Genomic DNA, 19,209 nt, shown 5'->3' on the forward strand with positions numbered 1-19,209 from the left:
AATAAATAACAACTTTCCAATTGAGTTCAATCTGCTTTATAAACAGCACTTATTCTATAAACAAAACTGCACACAGAGAAATTAAATCGATGACGCACTGATGACATCCATGCCAACTTCTGCTTTTGCACTAACAATTTCATGTCATCATAGACTTGATGCTTAGTAATATGTAATACCACAAAGAGCCTCGTGGCGATCGCACATTTTCGACTATTGCCTACTGAACTCAATACTGCTTGATTATGCGATCGCTATAAATCATTACCATTTGAGGAAATACCTCATACAGATACTTTGAGAAATGGTATTAATATATGGCTTTGTCAAAATTCCTAGAGGCATAAATAATGTTAAAAAATAAGAACATCTTCCGCAAACTACTGTTGAGAAAGTTTATTTTTTATATGAGTAGAGTGAAACTTCTTTAGTAAAAGAGGGATCTAATTAGTTTGATTATTAACTATTCACTCTTTGGGGAGGCAATTAGTCTCCAGAAATGACAACATATTTTTAAACTGTAACATTATGTGGAAATCAAAGTTAATATTTAGATTAATGCTGTCGGCTGCGGCGATCGCCACTAGCGTGCAGCTAAGTTCAGCGAGTGACTATGCTATTGCTGAAAGTGCATCTTCCAATGCGACTGTCAAATCTGGGCAACAAAATCAAGCTTTAGAAGATGCCAAGGTTGGTATGACAGGAGTTGGCATAGGAGCGATCGCAGGCTTACTCATTTCTGGTTTATGGTATCAGAAACGTCGTTACCGCAAAATCCAGTCACGTGCCAAAATAAACCGCTTTCGTGAAGAGTTTCTCTGCGGCTCTTTAGCAGATTATTACTTATCTAATTCCAAAGCGAATTCTTCACCGACAAATTCTCGGAAAACTTTACCAACACCAACTAAAGAAGAATCCCCTAGTTCTGAGGAAACTTTTGTAACGCCAACTAAAGAAGAAATATCCGATCCCTCTACTTCTGAAACAAATAATCTAGCAGCAGAACCTACGCCAGCCGCACTGTCTGATTCCTTATCTGACTGCTACCACAAGTTAATCGAGGAAATTGTTAATACTGCTCTCAACGATCAAATCAGTTCTAAAGAGTATATATATCGCCAATTAGTAGAAAATGTGAGTAGTGATAATGGTGAAGTCTTTGAACGCTGTTTGAGCGATCGCTTGCATTCCACTCAATCTGAACTACATAAAGTAATAAATTCTCCGAGTTTATTCCAAAAAGAGACTCCTGAGTTAAAGAAAGCTCGTTTAAATCGCACCTTGAAGGCATTACAAACTATTCAAGGGGAATGGGAACAAATCCAAAAACAAAAACTAAATTAAGCCCCAGTTACCGCAGTTGTGCAACAAATTCTCACGGACTGAAGAGCAAGAAGCTTTTCAGTCTTGTTACAAAACCGAACTAACATTATTAAATTTATTGGTGTGAACAGTTATGATTACTTGTTTCTACCCAATAGGCATTTTAAAGTTCTAGCTTTTGCTCTTTCCAAAGCAGTTAACAGACGAACTGCATTTTTAGGTGAACGAAATAAATGAGATGTTTCTAGTAAACTATCTAGTTCATCAACAGCAATTAGGGCGAAGCTTTCGCCTTCTTGTCGGTTAATAATTACCACTTCTCTATTTGCAACTACTTGAGCGCATAGTTCGGCTAGCTTGTTACGAGCATCAGTCAAGTTTGTCTGGTTGGACATGGTGGGATATTTCCTAATGCTGTAGGCTTTACAGAACATAATAGCTTGACTAGTTTGAGAATTGTGTCTTAGCTAAAACCAGTATTGATAAGTGCCTCAAACTTCTAAGTATCTAGAACGAATCAAAACACTAAATAAAAAGACCAAGTAGTTTACTGACTCTACTCACATAATAATTCAGCAGTCAACTTGGAGGGCTGACTGCTGGATATTGTTAAGCCCTGAAACTATGCCCCGATAGCTTTCTTCTCGGCGTATAAGACCTCAATTTGGTATATCTCTTTAATGCCCCGATCGCAATCAATTTTCTTGGTGCTGTACTAGATTTATAGCAATCCTAAATGAGTCGTGAAAATCTCCGATTCCTCTCTCTGCGTTCTCTGCGCCTCTGCGGTTAATTTATTTTCACAAATGATTTAGGACTGCTATATATTATGTTAAATGAAATCATTGTTGAATAGGATGCAAAACTTCTAATTCACTAGGATGAGTTAGAACCTTGCCTAATAGCTCACTGAAATAAACTACTTGATAATTAGGCGCGAGTTCTGTTTGCAGTTGCTTCCATAGACTAATTCCTTGTTCTTCAAAAGCCGCTTCAGCTTCTGCACTCAAATCTGGTGAGTTAGCAGGATCTTGCCAATTTAATGTTTCATTGTAAGCAGATGCCCATTTTCTCAAATGGCTAATGGTTTCTTGACTGAGGGGGAGTCTTGCTGGATCGATATTACCAACTTTATCAGCATCTGCCCACCATAAAGGATCGCACCCATAATCAGCCATTAGTTTTATCTTTACTGCCATAGCTATTTAGGTAGAATTATGGTAACGAGGCGGGATTTGCTCCGACTATATAACCATTATCACTTATCGTCACTGCTATGTATTGTGTTTGTCCATTAAAAATTACTTCATAGATTTCCCGGCGAGGTTCTATCGTTCCTTGATAACCAAGAAACTTTCCTCTTGTCACAGCAGCCATAACAGCATCAGAGATTTCATTCTGAGAAATTCCGCGTCTGGCAAAATCATCTTGATGTTCCTTTAAGATGTGTGATAATCCGCTACCTCTTCTACCAGCTATGCCCTCTTCTAAAAATACGATTTTGCCATCAGCTTGCTTGGCAATCCACACAACCTTTTCTGGACTGTGCTTAATACCAGCCTCACACAGTGCCGCAAACAATGCCGCTTTGTCATCGTTCATATTTAATTTAGTTATTTTAAATAGTTATTGAGAGAAATATATAAAAATTAATATTAAATCTATGATATCTCATAATTTAATTTTTCTCACTAAAGCAAAAAAATGGGGGTAAAGAGTATACATAACTCCTTACCCCTCAATCTTTTCGACTAACTGCTAGCTTAAGCCCCGACTGCTTCTTTGGCGGCGTACAATACCTCAGCATTGATTTCCTTGAAACCGCGATCGCAGGCAAATTTATTGATGCTCTAATAGATTTATATTCTATTCGCTCTTTATAGTTTGGAGAGCTTGTAACAGCACGTTTTCCTCAACAAAACCCTTTCAATGTATAATTAGTCCTCAGTTATTGTTAAGACCTGGTATTTTTTTCTATCCTGCTTAAAAGGTCAATAATTGCTATTAAAGCTGCTGTCAGAATATATATAATAATACATGTAATAATTATAGAAATATAAGGTAAGAAAAAAAATAGATTAAATGTACTAAAACTTACAAATTGACCAAAAAATGAAAATATTACAATAAAAAAAATGACTACAATAAAAAAGCCGACAAACTGAAGTATCTTTAGAGTCGTAATTAATCTGGTGTATAGTCTATTTCCGTTAGGACTGCTAGGTAATTGATTGCTGCTCATAAATACCTCATTTTTAATAAATTAGTTTGTTCAGTAAAATTTATTTCCTAATAAGCAGAAGAGTGTTTTTTCAAATAAACACTCTTCTATGGAATTCTAGCTATCAGTTTTATAGCTGATAACTAAATTATCATTAAGCCCCGACTGCTTCCTTAGCGGCATAAAGTACCTCAGCGTTGATTTCTTTGAAACCGCGATCGCAGACAAATTTATTGGTGCTGCAATAGATTTATATTCTATTAACTGAAATTATTAATGAATAGCATGTAAAATTTATGATTTACGTTTTACAAATATTTGCGATTATTTTCAAGCTAGATAACCACTGTCCTCTACTTGCTATTTGGGCATATAATGGGATTATGAACATCTTAGTTAAATACTCACTTAGAATGTTCATTTTATCATTCGTAACTGGTAAATTAAATGGCTAAAACATTAACAATACAGTTGTCAGATGACTTAGAAAGTAAATTAACTGCACAGGCAGAAAAACTGAATCTATCTTTAGAAGATTTAATTCTGCAATCATTATCTCAATCAGCTAAACAGGAAAATATCTCCGAACTCGATCCAATTCTATCTTTACTAGGTACATTGAAATTTGATAATTCTGATGTAGGAGAAAACCACGATCAATATCTCCAGCAAACTTTGCAGCAGGAGTTAAAAATTGACGAATAAAGTCTTTATAGATACATCGGGGTGGGCTAATTTATTTATTGCAACTGAGTCTTACCACGAACAAGCAATGGTAACAACTAATTATGTTGTTATTGAACTGGTGTCTTTGCTAAATAGCCCTTTACGCGTACCTCGTCCGCAGTTATTTAAATACGTAGAAGCTGTCAGAACTGCTCCTTATATAAATTTGATTTATATTGAACCAACAATAGATTCAGCAGCTTGGGAACTACTCAAAACTAGAGAAGATAAAGCTTGGTCTTTGGTGGATAGCACTTCTTTTATAGTCATGCAACAGCTTGGCATTAAAGAGGCATTAACCACAGATCGCCACTTTGAACAAGCTGGCTTTATTCGTTTGCTGAAGTCAGAATAAGTAATAATAAAAGGCATTCATTAAGATATGCCCTTTATTATTAAATAAAAATCGCTAAACTGTTAAGCTACGCCCCGACAGCTTCCTTCGCGGCGTACAACACTTCAGCATTGATTTCTTTGAAACCGCGATCGCGGGCAAATTTCTCAGTATTACGCTTCACTTTTCCACGAACAAATCCAGGAATCTTATTCAATTCTGCTTGACCATCTTTTGTCCAATTCAAATCAGAATCAGCAGAAATTCCTCTAGTAATAACTTCTTTGGTATCATGACCGCCAAAGATTTCTAATAGGTGATCTTCCATTCCCAAAGTGAAGGAATTGTAGATCAAATCTGTAATCTGATTCGTGCCTTCGTAACCCATAAATGGTTTGTAACCAATGGGGAAGTTTTGGACGTGGATTGGTGCAGCAATTACGCCGCAAGGAATATCCAAGCGCTTACCAACATGGCGTTCCATTTGAGTACCAAAAATGGCAGAGGGTTCGACACGAGCGATCGCATCCCCAATTGCACCATGATCTTCGGAAATTAGCACTTCATCGCAATACTCGCTAACCTGTTCGCGGAACCAGTCTGCATCATATTTACAGTAGGTTCCAGCCCAAACAACATGAATCCCCATTTCTCGCGCCAGAATCTTGGTAATGGCGGCGGCGTGGGTATTGTCACCAAAGACTACAGCTTTTTTGCCAGTCAAGTTTTGACAGTCAATCGAACGGGAGAACCAAGCAGCCTGAGATACATACAGGGTTTGCTCATTGATGAAGTTTTCGTAGTCAACTTCTGCACCTTGAGCGTTAATTACCTGCTGAATCTTGCGAATACAACGGGCAGTTTCCACTACACCCATTGGAGTAATGTCTATATAAGGTGTGCCAAATTGTTCTTCCAGGTAACGGGCTGTGGTCAAACCTAGTTCGCGGTAAGGCACTAAGTTAAACCAGGCTTGAGACATCTTTTTCAAGTCGTTCACGGAAGCACCTTCGGGAATTAAGGTATTTACCTCAATTCCCAAGTCAGCCATCAGTCGTTTGAGTTCGGTACAGTCGTGATTATTGTGAAAACCAAGGGTGGTAGTACCGATAATGTTAACCGAAGGCTTTGCTGTTTTGCCCTCTGCCAATTCGCCCCGCTTCCGGGCTTTTTCGATGTAATATTGGACAATTTGATCGAGAGTGCGATCGGCGGCTTGCAGTTCGTTGTAGCGGTAGTGGTTCACATCCGCCAGCATGACATCACCTTTGGCTTCCAACTGCGCCCGTTCAACAAAGTTGTGCAGATCCTCTTGCAAAATGCTAGAGGTGCAGGTGGGAGTTAACACAATCAAATCTGGGTGTTCCTCGGCATCCTTGCGGACGATGTTATCTACCACCTTCTCTTGGGAGCCGCGTGCTAAAACGTTGCGATCGACGACACTGGTTGTCACCGGGGTAAAATCCCTCTCCCGCGATAGCATGGAGCGCATGACGTTAAAGTAGTCATCGCCAATGGGGGCGTGCATAATCGCATGAACATTTTTAAAAGAGCTAGCGATTCGCAGAGTGCCGATGTGGGCTGGGCCAGCATACATCCAGTAAGCCAATTTCATGTTTGTGTCTCCCTTTTAAACTCAAATAACTAAGTAAGTGGGCGTAAAAAATATAAGATAGAGCTTACCACCAACCCCTTCGGTGCGTAGTTTACCGCCGTAGGCATCACCCAGCGTGCCCTTAGCAGGGAAGGGGAGAGGTTTGGAGAGAGGTATTATCTTTGAATTCAGCCCATCTACTTATAAGTACTTGATTATTAAATCGTTTCTGATTTTCTCAAACCTGCTGGCTGAAAAAAAATAAGGTTTGTTGCGGGTTTTATGGGAGGCGCTATAGCTGAAACCTATTTACTGCTTGGGATACAGCTATCAATTTAAACAATATTGCTGGTGATTTTGTAAAAAAATCTTAATGTTCCGGTAAATTTGTTTATTAATCTCTCATTCCCTAGTCAGTTGCGTTTTTACCTAATTCGCTAGGATGTACACAAGCTCATTTTCACAACAATTATGGTGAAAACCCCCTCCCAGCTTTGGACAATTCCTCCTTTGGAAAATGGCGACAAACTTACGCGCTACGAATTTGAGCGTCGCTATAATGCCACCCCTAACGTGAAAAAAGCTGAATTAATCGAAGGAATTGTCTATATTATGCCTGCTGCTTTGCGTTTCCGAAGTCACGGTCAACCGCATGGTTGGATTTTGGCATGGCTTGGTACTTACGAAGCTGCGACTTCTGGTGTAGCGTTGGGAGTTGAACCTACCGTCCGCTTAGACTTAGATAACGAACCTCAACCCGATGCTGTTCTGTTGATTGAACCGGAAGCAGGTGGTCAAACGCGGCTGAGTGAAGATGATTATATTGAAGGTGCGCCAGAGTTAGTTGTGGAAATTGCTGCTAGTAGTGCGGCTATCGATCTTCATGGCAAAAAACAGGCTTATCGTCGCAACGGTGTCAAAGAACATATTGTTTGGCAAGTTTTAGACCAAAAATTGACTTGGTTTTCTCTTGAACAGGGTGAATATCTAGAATTAGTACCTGACAATGAAGGCATTTTGCGAAGTCGCGTATTTCCAGGGTTGTGGTTAGCAGTGACGGAGTTATTAGCAGGTAATATGCAAGGTGTGTTGAAGGTTTTACAAGCAGGTTTGCAGTTTGCGGAACATGGAGATTTTATTAAGAAATTGGGTAGTGATTAACCCGTTGTAAATGGGGAAAGTTTCTTAAGCAATTAAGTTTGCACACTAAATTCCTCTGGATCTACTCCCCAATTAACCCAGCGAATCGCTTCACGCGCTGAGTTCATATTAGGTGGAACTCTCAAGGCGTGAATAAACCCTGTGCTAGGGCAAGTCATTTTTAATAAATAAATCGGTTCTTCATCAACATCAGCATCAATTTTTAATAGTGTGTATTCAGTCCAAGTATCTAATTCAATAGCTTGCAATTCTTCGCAAATTCTGCCGTAACCAATACCTTGAATTAACACTCGACGTAGTTCGGAATTATGCTCTATTAAAAGCCATTGAGATTGCCAGTGTTGCGGGTGGACTTTACCGTATTTTTCAGGCAAGGTTACACCGTGGTAGGAATAGAGGCTAAATCTATCGGTAAATTCGATGGCGGGTTGGCCTTCAGCGTGGAGGCGATTTTGGTTGTCGAAGCGCATGTGAAGGGGGCGATCGCATATAATGCAAATGTTTTCATAAAATAAAATCCAGCCACAAAACTTCGCTAAAGACTGCAAAACTTGCCATCTGATTTGATTGTAAGAACAATTTAAGACCGACACATAAAAATTTACCCAACAACAATTACTGGCTAACCATTGTGATTTTAACCAAGGGCTATGAAGATGTTTTTGAGTTGAGTTTTAAATTTTAATTCGTCTATTAATACATAATCCAGTGTGATGAAATCTGCTCGTAAGAGACGCAGGGTGTTTATGAGTTGTGTATCTAGGCGATCTAAAATTTCGTTGTTTTTATTTGTCAAAGTTGAAAAAAGAAAGTTAATTAACTCTTTGTTTATGTCTAACTCCAATTGCTTCTGAATCAAAATTTGTAAGCCAGCATAAGAACTATCACAAAAAATAATCTCAGGCTCTTTCTTGCCAATCGCTGCATAAGCAACCCTCACAGCTTCCGCCGCTTTTTGACGATCAATCCGCTCAGTCGAAAGCGCGATCGCTCTCCACTTATCCCGATAAACTGGAATCAAAGTCTCTTGCTCTGGCGTTAAATTTTCAATCAGCGACATAACGCCAACCTTCAGGCTCGTATTCTCGCTGAATTTTCACCATCCAATCACCTTGGGGAATAGAAATAGCTTTATGCTCCTCATGGGCAAGCAATGCCGACTCTGAAAAGACACGCAAATAAAGTGTGCTATCTTTTTCGTATAATTCTACGCTGCCCTCAGTAAGGTGATGTTTATGCCCCGTAACTTCGCCTACTGCCAAAGTTAAGTGAGGTATTTTTTGTTCTTCAATTTTATGCACAGGCAGTAAAATTACATCACCCTGACGAATCGGTTGCATGGTTTTGCTTTCCTGATATGGGTACAAATCCCACTTCGCTTTTGCTCTCAAGTTTGGTTTAATTTTGGCACAAGCTATATGAAAGTGGGAATTGGGCATTGGGCATGGGGCATTAGGAATTGCTTATTTCTACCTTATCTCCCAATACTTGTCGATTAAGGGGAATAAGGGGAAAAACCCTTTTCCTCGAACCCAATTCGGGGTTGAAAATGCTTAACCAAGCAGCATTGCCTTATCTCCCTCATCCCTCCATGCCCAATGCTCCATGCCCAATGCCCCATTCCCCAAGAAAGATATTTTAAAAACTGTAGTCGCCAATTATGCGTTAGATAAGTTAAAGATTGAAATAGCTGGAAATTCAGACCCAGCGTACCCTCATTTATCCTCTGGGACAGACTGGGCATTAAGTTCAGCAGATTTTCTCCCAAGCAGGCAGTTTATGTGAGGATTAAATCACCGCCCTAAGCGTGACCTTTTATCTTGACAATTTCCAAAAGTTACCTCAATTTGACTGTTTAGCTTAGTAGCTCTTCTTTTTATTGAAATTTCCATGTCAACTCTCGTCATCGTCGAATCTCCAACCAAAGCTCGTACCATTCGCAACTACCTGCCATCAGGCTATCGGGTGGAGGCGTCTATGGGTCATGTGCGTGACCTACCCCAGTCGGCTAGTGAAATTCCCGCTGCCGTCAAAGGGGAATCATGGGCGCAGCTAGGGGTAAATGTGGACGCCGACTTTGAACCGGTATATGTTGTCCCGAAAGACAAAAAGAAAATTGTCACCCAGCTTAAAGATGCCCTCAAAGATGTAGATGAACTGATTCTGGCAACGGACGAAGACCGGGAAGGTGAAAGCATTAGTTGGCATTTATACCAATTGCTGAAGCCAAAAGTTCCGACTAAGCGGATGGTGTTTCACGAAATTACTCAAGAGGCGATCAAAAAAGCTCTGAAAAACTGCCGCAATATTGATGAGCAGTTGGTTCGTGCTCAAGAAACCCGGCGGATTTTAGATCGACTTGTGGGCTATACCCTGTCTCCCCTGCTATGGAAAAAAATCGCCTGGGGATTATCTGCTGGGCGAGTGCAATCTGTAGCTGTGCGACTTTTAGTCACTAGGGAACGCCAACGCCGCGCCTTCCATGAGGGTACGTACTGGGATTTGAAAGCTAGTTTGTCCAAGGAAAAAACCCCCTTTGGCGCCCAATTGGTAACATTGGGAGGAACCAAAATCGCTAATGGTAGTGATTTTGACGCCGCCACCGGACAAATTACCGCAGGTCGCAATGTCTTGTTGCTCAACGAAGACCAAGCGGTAGCGCTCAAAGAACGCCTAACTGGTAAAACTTGGAGTGTTACTGATATCGAGGAACGTCCAGTGACGCGCAAACCGTCGCCACCGTTCACCACCTCGACGTTGCAACAAGAATCTAACCGGAAACTGCGCCTCTCAGCCCGTGACACGATGCGGGTTGCCCAGAATTTGTACGAGCAGGGGTATATTACCTATATGCGGACAGATTCGGTGCATTTGTCAGATCAAGCGATCGCAGCTGCTCGGAGTTGTGTAGAAAAGCTTTACGGTCAACAATACCTCAGTCTGCAACCCCGGCAATACACCACCAAATCCAAAGGCGCACAAGAGGCGCACGAAGCAATTCGTCCAGCAGGTAGCAGCTTCCGTACTCCCCAAGAAACTGGTTTGGGTGGTCGGGAACTTGCTGTCTACGATTTGATTTGGAAGCGGACTGTCGCCTGTCAAATGGCTGATTCCCGCCAAACTCAAATTACTGTGCAATTGCAAGTTGAGGACGCTGGATTCCGTTCTTCTGGCAAACGGATTGACTTTCCGGGATACTTACGTGCATACGTTGAAGGTTCAGACGACCCAGAAGCAGCACTGGAAGACCAGGAAGTAATTTTGCCGAATCTGAAAGTGGGAGATCGTCCAAATTGTACAGAGCTAGAAGCCGTTGGGCACGAAACTCAACCACCAGCTAGATACACCGAAGCTTCTTTGGTGAAAACCTTAGAAAGCGAAGGTATCGGTCGTCCCAGTACCTACGCCAGCATCATTGGCACAATCATCGACAAGGGTTATGCCCATTTGGTGACTAACGCTCTCATTCCCACTTTCACCGCTTTTGCCGTCACCGACTTGCTGGAGAAACATTTCCCGGACGTTGTTGATCCCAGTTTCACCTCGAAGATGGAGCAAACCCTTGATGACATTGCCACAGGTGAAGCGAAATGGCTACCCTACTTGCAGCAATTCTATCTAGGAGAAAAAGGGCTGGAAACGCTGGTAAAAGAGCAGGAAAGTCAAATTGATGCCACCAAAGCTAGGACTGTAGAACTGGAAAATCTAGATGCCAAAGTCCGCATTGGGAAATATGGCCCCTACATTGAAGTCGAAAATGGTGAGGGAGTTATCACCGCCTCAATTCCCAAAGACCTGACGCCAGCTGACCTCGACCCCAAACAGGTAGAAGTATTGCTGCGGCAAAAGACCACTGGCCCCGACCAAGTAGGTCGCCATCCCGAAACTGGCGAACCAATTTATGTGAAAATTGGTGCTTACGGGCCTTATGTCCAATTGGGTGACAAAACCGACGAAAACCCCAAACCGAAACAAGCCTCCCTACTCAAAGGTGTCACCCCAGAAACCGTTACCCTGGAAATGGCTGTTGGTCTGTTGGCACTACCCCGGACGTTAGGGGTTCATCCAGTTACTGGCGGCAAAATCCAAGCAAGTTTGGGACGCTTTGGCCCTTATGTGGTTCATGACCAGGGTAAGGAGGGGAAAGACTACCGCTCTCTAAAAGCTGCTGACAATGTGTTGACAATTAGCTTAGAACGTGCATTGGAATTGTTATCCGAACCAAAAAAGGGACGCAGTTCCACCAACAGCAAGTCCAAAGCAGCCTTACGCGAATTGGGTACGCATCCAGAGGACGGGGAAACAATTAACATCTACGATGGGCCCTATGGCCCTTACATCAAGCATGGCAAAACTAATGTCAGTATCCCAGAAGGTCAAACGGTAGAAGATGTAACCCTGGCGGCGGCGCTGAACTTGTTGGCAGCTAAGACATCGACCGGGAAATCGACTCGCAAAACGAGTAAATCAACGACTTCCAAATCTAAGTCAACAGCTAAATCATCAACAACCGCTGCAAAGAAAAAGGGCACAGAAGGCTAGTGGCAAGTCAAACAATTTTGGATTTTAGATTTACGATAGCGTAGCGTTAGCGACATTCGCGTAAGCGTCTCCCCTTGGGAGAAGGAGCGTCTTTGAGATTTTAGATTTATTTCGCCCATAATGGGCGAGGTATGAACCCTAAAATTCTCTTAATCCAAAATCTAAAATCTAAAATTCCTACTCAATAGTCTATCTAAAGTCCGATATTTAACTCTTGACCCTTGATATCCATCCTTGATAGGATACAGTTCGGTAGGTTCAAGTGTGATACTCTAAAAAGTAAGGGAAAACACAACACTAAATTTTAGAAGTGGCTTATTTCCCAAATACGGGATTGTATATCAGCCCGATTGGAAGCCAGAGGTGCGAAAGTATATCATTTTCTGCGTACCTGTTAATCAAAAATTGAGGTAGTATCTCAGGAGCGGTCAGTTCATGGACTATATAGAAAAGGTGCTGGAAAAGCTTAAGGAATTAGCTCGTAGGCTAATCGAAAGCCTATTAGGGCCAGAGGCTGAACCGGAACCGGAACTGATTCCGATTCCTGTGAACGATCGCTCGCGCCGTCGCCACTAACCCCAAAGTGGTAAATTCGACGTTGCAACCCTTAAGTATTCTGGCACTGCACGGGCCAAACTTAAATTTGCTAGGACAGCGAGAACCAGGAATTTATGGTTCGTTGACTCTAGCTGAAATTAACCGCCTGTTAGAAGAAGAAGCATTCAAATTACAGGCGAAAGTTTTTCCTTTGCAGTCAAATCATGAAGGAATTTTGGTAGATGCTATTCATGGCGCTTTGGGGCAACATCAGGGAATTGTGATTAATGCAGGAGCTTATACTCACACAAGCGTGGCATTGCGAGATGCGATCACTGCTGTTAATTTGCCCACAGTGGAAGTACATCTGAGTAACATTTACCGCCGGGAAGATTTTCGTCATCATTCGTACATCGCCCCAGCTGCGATCGGGCAAATAAGTGGTTTTGGCGTTCAAAGTTATTTATTGGGCTTACAGGCTTTGGTGAATCATTTGAGAATTAAGAGTTAGGAGAGACGCGATTAATCGCGTCTGTACAAGAGTTATAAATTGGTAGTTGGTAGTAAAGTTAGGAATTAGTAATATTTCATTAACTCCTTACTCTTGACTTTTAACTACATAATTTATGCGTTACTCTCCTATAAGTCGGTTTAAAGGAACTTTACTCGGAGCATTCCTGGGAGAAAGTTTAGTCTCTGGTGGTAAAGTACAGTTTGAGAGTTACCCAGATTTAGGCAGAATGGCGATTCTGGGTATCCAGAGTTTGATTGCGTTGGGTAGATTAGATTTAGATGATTGGATAGAGCGTCAGCAAGAAGAATCTCCTCATTTAGTAGCAACTGATGACATCTCGATAAAAATAATTATTGCCACATTACCAGTAGCACTTTTTTTTCACGAAAATCCGATTAAGCTCCGACAAAACTTGCTGCGTGTGCTGAAAATCTGGGAGGATGACCCAGTAATCAGGGATGGAACGCTAGCAGTAGGATATGCGATCGCTCTTGCCTTAACTGAAAAACTCGACCCTCTAACTCTTATCCCACAAACAATTTCTTTTATCGGAGAAACACCGACATCAATACCAAAAAAATTATTAAAAGTCCAGAATTTATTAGAGCAAGGGGCTGGATTATCAACGACGCAAGCTGAGTTTGCTAAAGAAGAAAAACTCAGTAACACGATTGCTATGGCATTTTACTGCTTTTTGAGTACCTTAGAAGACTTTCGCCTGACACTTTTACAAGCTACTCACAATGACAATTCTCAAGTGCAAGATGCTACGTTTGTAAGCTCACAGGCTACAGGTGCAATTACTGGTGCTTTGTCGGGAGCATATAACGGGACAGGCGGAATTCCCAGAAATTGGCAAGTCTTGCTCTTGCAGAGGAATTCTCCAGTGTGGGGACTAACTAGCTTTTCCCAAATGTTAGAATTGACCGATGCATTTGTGGGAATGTGGTCAGGAGTGTATAATCTTACCTTAAACCCAAAAGAGTTAGCTGAGGAGGGATGTGAGGTGGCTTTGCTTTCAGTTTACGCAGCTCCTCGCGTTATTCGGTCGCGTTAATCTTAAATTAACCAGATAAGGGGTTAAAAGTAGGCAAACTTCCGCCACAGTGTATTAGTCTCATATACTAGAATTTTTCAGTAAACCCTTAGACTGATTCTGTAGCTAGCTATTGTGGCAAATCAGCAATAAAAAAGCCGCACCACCGAGTTGCAGCCGCCGCAGATCGAGCTTTCCTGATGATTGTCTTTTTTTGAACTATCAAAGTCGGCAATTGCAGGTAGAGATAATGAAAATGCATAAATTTTTGCAGTTCTTGAACCAGCAATTGACTCACTGGCGGCGACAGTACAAAACACTACGCCGTAAGGGAAAGTTAATGAGAAGTCCCAAAGGTAAAACCCATAGAAGGGAACTTCTAAGGACTATGCTCAAGAATGTATTCCTGTTTTTATCAAAAACCAATGAGAAAAGCGAACGCCGAAAACAAGAAAGAGCGCTAAGGTCAAAGGCAAAATCTGTCAAAATTAAGAGTAGCATTTATGTAGCCGCTTTAAATTGGGCATATAAACAGCGTTTCTCGGTGATTTTGGCGATCGCTGTAGTGTCTCTCACAGGTATTATTGGGTATAAATTATACAATCAGACTCAACTCCAAGTAGGACATCCTGCGCCCCAAACGATTACAGCGCCTTACACAGCTAGCATCGAAGATCGGAAAAAAACAGAAGCCGAGCGCAAAGCTGTCAGTACAAGCTCTTTACAAGTGTTGATGCTTGATGCGCGAATGAACGAAAAAATCAACGAAAATTTGCAACAACTTCTAGATGATGGCAACGAAATTCGCGCTGTTGCTGGGGCTTTTCCTTTTTTTGATCCTGTAATTTTATCCATCTCTACCCAACGTTACCTCCGTTCTTGTCCTGAGTTGGAATGGCAAGCATTGCTATCGGCTGTAGAAAAGAGTAAAAATCAGCACAAGAAAGGAACCGCCGCTTCATCCCGTCCATCATCCATAGCTGCATCCAATCAAAAACGCCAGCCGCGCATCACATCCAAATCTGATACCCAGAGTCTAGAAAAGACAGAGCCAGTAGATTTTTTTCAAAACACTGACTTTACTCAAGCTGTAGCAGAATTAGAATCTTACCGCCTCACAACTTCTGAGAAAAGCTTGTCCTTACTAATTGCCGAAATTTCCCAAACACGTCAAAGATACACCCAAGCCATTGCCAAACTTTTAAAGTTAGAGACTGTTAGCCCCGAAGCAGTATATGAAGAATCTCTACTTTTGGATTTATCAGATGTGGAATGGGAAAAAACACAAATAGGAATCCATCAAAGTATAGAGAGGATTCTCACCCAAGGCATTCCACAGGGACTGCCAAAAAACATCTTACAAGATGCGGTGAGTTTACAATTACAGACCTTTGTACCAGAATCCGCTGAAACATTGGCAAAGAACCTGTTGTTAGCTGTACTCAAGCCGAATCTGCAAGAAGATGAAGAACAAACCAGACAAAACGCTCAAAAGGCTGCGGCTGATGTGCCACGTGCGATGGTGAAGGTACGACATGGTGAGGTGATTGTCAGAAAAGGAGCGCAGATTACTGCATGGAACTTTGAGGTGCTGGAATATTATCACCTAATTCGCCGGGAGGTAAAATGGCAGGAGTTGGTGAAGTTAGCAGGCGTTATTACGATCGCTATTAGCATTTTTGTCTGGGTAGAACGCCATATTGATTACGAATTGCGACAACGCGATCGCCTGTTGGTGTTATTGCTAACTCTGAGTGTACCAGGAGTGATTACGATCGGATTGCCTTATACCACCTGGAGCGCCCTTGGTTTATTGTTGGGAAGCTTTTACGGTCCGACTTTGGGGTTGACAGTTGTCGGCCTGCTGTGGCCGATATTAGGCATTAGCTTCGATATGAGCAAGGCTGCGCTTTTAGCTGGTGTAGGAGGAGGAATATTAGGTAGTTACATTGCCCAACGATTGCGATCGCGTGAAGAGTTGGCATTATTAGGCGTTGCGATCGCCTTAACTCAGGGTGGCATTTACCTGATTGTTAAAATCTTAATTGGTCAAGTATTTGGTTCAACCTGGTATATTGTCCTCCGAGAAGCTGCGTTATTTGCTTTATCCGGCTTAGGGTGGAGTGTTATAGCTTTAGGGTTGAGTCCTTATCTAGAAAAAGTTTTTGATTTAGTTACCCCAATTCGCCTAGCAGAACTGGCGAATCCTAACCGCCCTTTATTAAAACGACTTGCTACTGAAACTCCGGGAACTTTTCAACATACGCTGCTTGTGGCTACTCTTGCTGAAGCTGCTGCCAAAGAATTAGGATGCAATGTTGAACTAGTCAGGGCTGGAACACTATATCACGATATTGGCAAAATGCACGACCCTCTTGGCTTTATTGAAAATCAAATGGGCGGGCCGAATAAACACGATACTGAGATTAAAGATCCTTGGAAGAGTGCAGAAATTATTAAAAAGCACGTAACTGAAGGGTTGGTAATGGCGCGTAAACACCTTTTACCTACGGCAATTCAAGCTTTTATTCCAGAACATCAGGGAACTATGCTGATTGCTTATTTCCATCACCAAGCCCAGCAAATGGCTCAGTCAGATCCGAGTTTAACTTTAGACGACGCAGATTTTCGCTACGATGGTCCAATTCCCCAATCACGGGAAACCGGAATTGTCATGTTAGCAGATTCTTGCGAAGCAGCACTGCGATCGCTGCAAGTATCGGCTAAATCTGTGGGAGAGAAGCGATCGCTCAAAGATGTCTCCACTGAACAAGCTTTAGCAATGCTCAATAATATTTTGCGTGCCAAATGGCAAGAAAATCAACTCGTAGATTCAGGATTAACAAGAGAAGAAATGTCACAAATTGCCCAGATATTTGTGGATGTTTGGCAGCAATTTCATCACAAACGCATTGCTTATCCTAAGTTGAAGACTAGTAGTGCGGTGCGGAATTCGTAATTAAGAAACTTAGGTTTAATCTAAGTTGCCAAACTTATTCTGTAGCATTCTTTTCGAGAACATATTCCATGTTCTGAGCTTATACCACAATAAGTTTAGTGTTCCAAACTTGGAGTTTGGTGTTTGGAACTGGAAGTTTGGTGTTCCAAACTTGGAGTTTGGTGTTTGGAACTGGAAGTTTGATGTTCCAAACTGGAAGTTTGGTGTTCCAAACTTGGAGTTTGGTGTTTAGAACTGGAAGTTTGGTGTTCCAAGCTTGGAGTTTGGTGTTTGGAACTGGAAGTTTGGTGTTCCAAGCTTGGAGTTTGGTCTTTAGAACTCAAAATTTGATGTTCCGAACTCAAAGTTTGCTTTTTGGAACTCAAAGTTTGCTGTTCTAAGCCAACTACGCTTGGATAATAAAATCAGATGCCTTGAGAATTGGCGCACCAGTTAGAGTCACAAATAGACCACCGCTGCCGAAACCAGCCGTACTGCCATTTTCGTTGTAGAACAACTGCCCACTCACAGGATCGTAGACAATTTTCGCCGTGCTAGTCCCCGCTGAAGAAGTGATTTCAAAATCACTCTTGTTACTAAAACCTATTCCCGGAACAGAAGTAATTGTATTAAAGGTAGTCTTATCTAGTACAATCTTGTCACTTTGTGTAGTGGCTGCAAAAAATACACTGTAGAACCCACTAATACTATCTAGACCAACATCAGTGCTGTCAAAAGCAGCATCGGTGTTGTAAAGGAATCTGTCAACACCCTCACCACCTGTAAGTACGTCATTGCCAGCACCGCCAACCAGAGTATCATTGCCAGCACCACCGATGAGGGTATCATTACCAGTATCACCCCGCAGGAAATCATTGCCACTCTTGCCGTCGATGATATCATCACCTCCCTGACCATTAATCACATCGTCGGAGTCTATAAAACCCGTAATGTTATTGTTAAGGTCATTGAGGAATGTAACGGTGTTCTTGTTAAACAAGTTAGTTTGAGTGGAATTGGCATCGAAGACATCAAAACTGTCAACGATGCCCCTCTGGTTATCAAACAGGATATTGCCAATAGCTGGGCTGGTATTAGATGCTGGTAAATTATTCAAGTTTTCTAATTTGAAGTTTTCCAGAATGACTTTGGTATTGCTTACATCTTCAAAAGTGACTTCTAGATTATTGCCATTTTGATTTAATTGCAGATTTTTCGCAGTCAATCCTAATCTAGTAAAATCCAAGGTATCAACTTCAGCAATTACCGCCGCTGATGGATTTGAATCAATACCTATGCCGCCAAAGTCGGTTATGGTGTCGATGCCATCGCCTCTTGAGAAGATGAATTTGTCTCGACCACCGTTACCAGTGAGCTTGTCGTTACCAGCTTTGCCCTCGATGATATTGTTGTTGCGTGTGCCGATGAGGATATCTGCACTACTTGTGCCCGTGATGAATTTCTGGATAAAACCCAAAGTGGTGGTTGCCACTGCACTCGTGTTACTCAAATCTTGTCCATCATCGACGACAAACTCAATTGTAGTGTTAACAGTGGTAGCTGTACTGTTGTAGGTAACGCTGCTGAGGACTTGTCGATAATTGGCAATGGTATCCGTGCCGCTAAGGGTGAGAGTGCCTGTGGTGGGGTTGTAGGTAGCGGTGATGTTGCCGATGGCAGTGGCATTGAGACTTTCGGCAGCGCCATTTAAGAGATTGGTAATGGTGATAGTAACACCAGCTAGGGTAGTGTTGTTGTCGCTGAGGGTGAAGTTGCTATCAAGGATGGAGACAGGAGTGCCGCTAAAGGTGGTGCTAAAATCAATACCCTGTGAGTTGCCGTTGAGGTCGAGAACAGGGGCGCGGTTGCCAAACACCACGTAGCTCTGCCCTGAGCTGATGTCGTTGGGGTCGGCAAAGGGTGCCCCGATAATTAGGTCGTCAATACCGTCACCGTTGATATCTCCGGCACTGCCAAGAGAGTAGCCTGAACGGTCATCTGGATTGATGCCATTGATGGCAAAGCCATTTGTGCCGTTGAGGGTGGAGAGGTTGAGTTGGGCACCAAAACTTTCTTTGCTGCCAAACACCACGTAGCTTTGCCCTGACCTAGTGCCGTTGGGGTTGGCAAAGGGTGCCCCGATAATCAGGTCGTCAAGACCGTCACCGTTGATGTCTCCGGCACTGCTAACAGAGTAGCCTGAACGGTCATCTGGATTGATGCCGTTGATGGCAAAGCCATTTGTACCGTTGAGGCTGGAGAGGTTAAATTGGTCACCAAAAC

The 19,209-nt window shown here is 42.2% G+C and carries 16 protein-coding genes and 1 pseudogene; 10 read left to right on the plus strand and 7 right to left on the minus strand.

The window, feature by feature from the left end; translation table 11 throughout:
• Positions 1-528: 528 nt before the first annotated feature.
• Entirely contained in the window at positions 529-1,344 is an 816-nt protein-coding gene (locus tag V7K41_RS18885) for a hypothetical protein (protein ID WP_334850568.1), read from the plus strand.
• 116 nt (positions 1,345-1,460) lie between these two features.
• Here V7K41_RS18885 and V7K41_RS18890 read toward each other — a convergent pair whose 3' ends face one another.
• The 3 genes from V7K41_RS18890 to V7K41_RS18900 all read right to left on the minus strand — a co-directional run bounded on the left by V7K41_RS18890 (position 1,461) and on the right by V7K41_RS18900 (position 2,925).
• Complete coding sequence (locus V7K41_RS18890) at positions 1,461-1,718, minus strand: type II toxin-antitoxin system Phd/YefM family antitoxin (protein WP_334850570.1); 258 nt, start codon at positions 1,716-1,718, stop codon at positions 1,461-1,463.
• A 447-nt stretch (positions 1,719-2,165) separates the two neighbouring features.
• Entirely contained in the window at positions 2,166-2,522 is a 357-nt protein-coding gene (locus V7K41_RS18895) for a hypothetical protein (protein ID WP_334850571.1), read from the minus strand.
• A gap of 16 nt (positions 2,523-2,538) precedes the next feature.
• The gene (locus V7K41_RS18900; RefSeq protein WP_334850573.1) at positions 2,539-2,925 is read right to left on the minus strand and encodes a hypothetical protein; all 387 of its coding nucleotides are present in this window, start codon (positions 2,923-2,925) and stop codon (positions 2,539-2,541) included.
• Positions 2,926-3,991: 1,066 nt separating this feature from the next.
• Between V7K41_RS18900 and V7K41_RS18905 the strand changes: the two genes are divergently transcribed.
• Together V7K41_RS18905 and V7K41_RS18910 are read left to right on the plus strand one after the other, a co-directional pair.
• On the plus strand, positions 3,992-4,249 hold the full coding sequence (locus V7K41_RS18905) for a hypothetical protein (protein WP_334850575.1): 258 nt from the start codon (positions 3,992-3,994) through the stop codon (positions 4,247-4,249).
• Positions 4,239-4,625, plus strand: coding sequence for a type II toxin-antitoxin system VapC family toxin (locus tag V7K41_RS18910; RefSeq protein ID WP_334850577.1), 387 nt, complete (start codon positions 4,239-4,241; stop codon positions 4,623-4,625). Before V7K41_RS18905 ends, V7K41_RS18910 begins: the two co-directional genes overlap by 11 nt.
• 67 nt (positions 4,626-4,692) lie before the next feature.
• Here V7K41_RS18910 and bchB read toward each other — a convergent pair whose 3' ends face one another.
• Complete coding sequence (bchB, locus tag V7K41_RS18915; protein ID WP_094350388.1) at positions 4,693-6,219, minus strand: ferredoxin:protochlorophyllide reductase (ATP-dependent) subunit B; 1,527 nt, start codon at positions 6,217-6,219, stop codon at positions 4,693-4,695.
• A 450-nt stretch (positions 6,220-6,669) separates the two neighbouring features.
• On the opposite strand from bchB, the gene V7K41_RS18920 reads away from it, so the two are divergent.
• A complete protein-coding gene (locus V7K41_RS18920) occupies positions 6,670-7,359 on the plus strand; it encodes a Uma2 family endonuclease (protein ID WP_334850579.1) in 690 nt (229 codons plus the stop codon).
• Positions 7,360-7,391: 32 nt separating this feature from the next.
• On the opposite strand, the pseudogene V7K41_RS32935 reads toward V7K41_RS18920, so the two are convergent.
• Both V7K41_RS32935 and V7K41_RS18935 read right to left on the minus strand, forming a co-directional pair.
• Positions 7,392-8,419 (minus strand): annotated as a pseudogene (locus tag V7K41_RS32935) (DUF6745 domain-containing protein).
• Positions 8,406-8,798, minus strand: coding sequence for a hypothetical protein (locus tag V7K41_RS18935; protein WP_334850585.1), 393 nt, complete (start codon positions 8,796-8,798; stop codon positions 8,406-8,408). Before V7K41_RS18935 ends, V7K41_RS32935 begins: the two are co-directional and overlap by 14 nt.
• Before the next feature lie 451 nt (positions 8,799-9,249).
• Between V7K41_RS18935 and topA the strand changes: the two genes are divergently transcribed.
• The 6 genes from topA (at position 9,250) to V7K41_RS18965 (ending at position 17,327) form a co-directional block, all read left to right on the plus strand.
• Entirely contained in the window at positions 9,250-11,901 is a 2,652-nt protein-coding gene (gene topA, locus V7K41_RS18940) for a type I DNA topoisomerase (protein WP_334850587.1), read from the plus strand.
• 435 nt (positions 11,902-12,336) lie between these two features.
• Positions 12,337-12,477: a hypothetical protein gene (locus tag V7K41_RS18945; protein WP_012410890.1), complete on the plus strand. Its 141-nt coding sequence runs from the start codon at positions 12,337-12,339 to the stop codon at positions 12,475-12,477.
• 22 nt (positions 12,478-12,499) lie between these two features.
• A complete protein-coding gene (gene aroQ / locus V7K41_RS18950) occupies positions 12,500-12,949 on the plus strand; it encodes a type II 3-dehydroquinate dehydratase (RefSeq protein WP_334850606.1) in 450 nt (149 codons plus the stop codon).
• Between the two features lie 115 nt (positions 12,950-13,064).
• Positions 13,065-14,009: an ADP-ribosylglycohydrolase family protein gene (locus V7K41_RS18955; protein ID WP_334850589.1), complete on the plus strand. Its 945-nt coding sequence runs from the start codon at positions 13,065-13,067 to the stop codon at positions 14,007-14,009.
• A 229-nt stretch (positions 14,010-14,238) separates the two neighbouring features.
• Positions 14,239-16,947, plus strand: coding sequence for an HD family phosphohydrolase (locus V7K41_RS18960; RefSeq protein ID WP_334850591.1), 2,709 nt, complete (start codon positions 14,239-14,241; stop codon positions 16,945-16,947).
• 98 nt (positions 16,948-17,045) lie between these two features.
• On the plus strand, positions 17,046-17,327 hold the full coding sequence (locus tag V7K41_RS18965; RefSeq protein WP_334850593.1) for a hypothetical protein: 282 nt from the start codon (positions 17,046-17,048) through the stop codon (positions 17,325-17,327).
• Between the two features lie 5 nt (positions 17,328-17,332).
• On the opposite strand, the gene V7K41_RS18970 is transcribed toward V7K41_RS18965, so the two are convergent.
• On the minus strand, positions 17,333-19,209 hold a 1,877-nt coding region (locus tag V7K41_RS18970; protein ID WP_334850594.1), incomplete at its 5' end, for a hypothetical protein.

The organism is Nostoc sp. (assembly GCF_036917415.1).
Classification (GTDB): domain Bacteria; phylum Cyanobacteriota; class Cyanobacteriia; order Cyanobacteriales; family Nostocaceae; genus Nostoc.

Bases quoted from the DNA above. Each gene is read 5' to 3' on its own strand.
- V7K41_RS18885 (WP_334850568.1), top strand. From the start codon at position 529: ATGTGGAAATCAAAGTTAATATTTAGATTAATGCTGTCGGCTGCGGCG.
- V7K41_RS18890 (WP_334850570.1), bottom strand. From the start codon at position 1,718: ATGTCCAACCAGACAAACTTGACTGATGCTCGTAACAAGCTAGCCGAA.
- V7K41_RS18895 (WP_334850571.1), bottom strand. From the start codon at position 2,522: ATGGCAGTAAAGATAAAACTAATGGCTGATTATGGGTGCGATCCTTTA.
- V7K41_RS18900 (WP_334850573.1), bottom strand. From the start codon at position 2,925: ATGAACGATGACAAAGCGGCATTGTTTGCGGCACTGTGTGAGGCTGGT.
- V7K41_RS18905 (WP_334850575.1), top strand. From the start codon at position 3,992: ATGGCTAAAACATTAACAATACAGTTGTCAGATGACTTAGAAAGTAAA.
- bchB (WP_094350388.1), bottom strand. From the start codon at position 6,219: ATGAAATTGGCTTACTGGATGTATGCTGGCCCAGCCCACATCGGCACT.
- V7K41_RS18920 (WP_334850579.1), top strand. From the start codon at position 6,670: ATGGTGAAAACCCCCTCCCAGCTTTGGACAATTCCTCCTTTGGAAAAT.
- V7K41_RS18935 (WP_334850585.1), bottom strand. From the start codon at position 8,798: ATGCCCAATTCCCACTTTCATATAGCTTGTGCCAAAATTAAACCAAAC.
- topA (WP_334850587.1), top strand. From the start codon at position 9,250: ATGTCAACTCTCGTCATCGTCGAATCTCCAACCAAAGCTCGTACCATT.
- V7K41_RS18945 (WP_012410890.1), top strand. From the start codon at position 12,337: ATGGACTATATAGAAAAGGTGCTGGAAAAGCTTAAGGAATTAGCTCGT.
- V7K41_RS18955 (WP_334850589.1), top strand. From the start codon at position 13,065: ATGCGTTACTCTCCTATAAGTCGGTTTAAAGGAACTTTACTCGGAGCA.
- V7K41_RS18960 (WP_334850591.1), top strand. From the start codon at position 14,239: ATGAAAATGCATAAATTTTTGCAGTTCTTGAACCAGCAATTGACTCAC.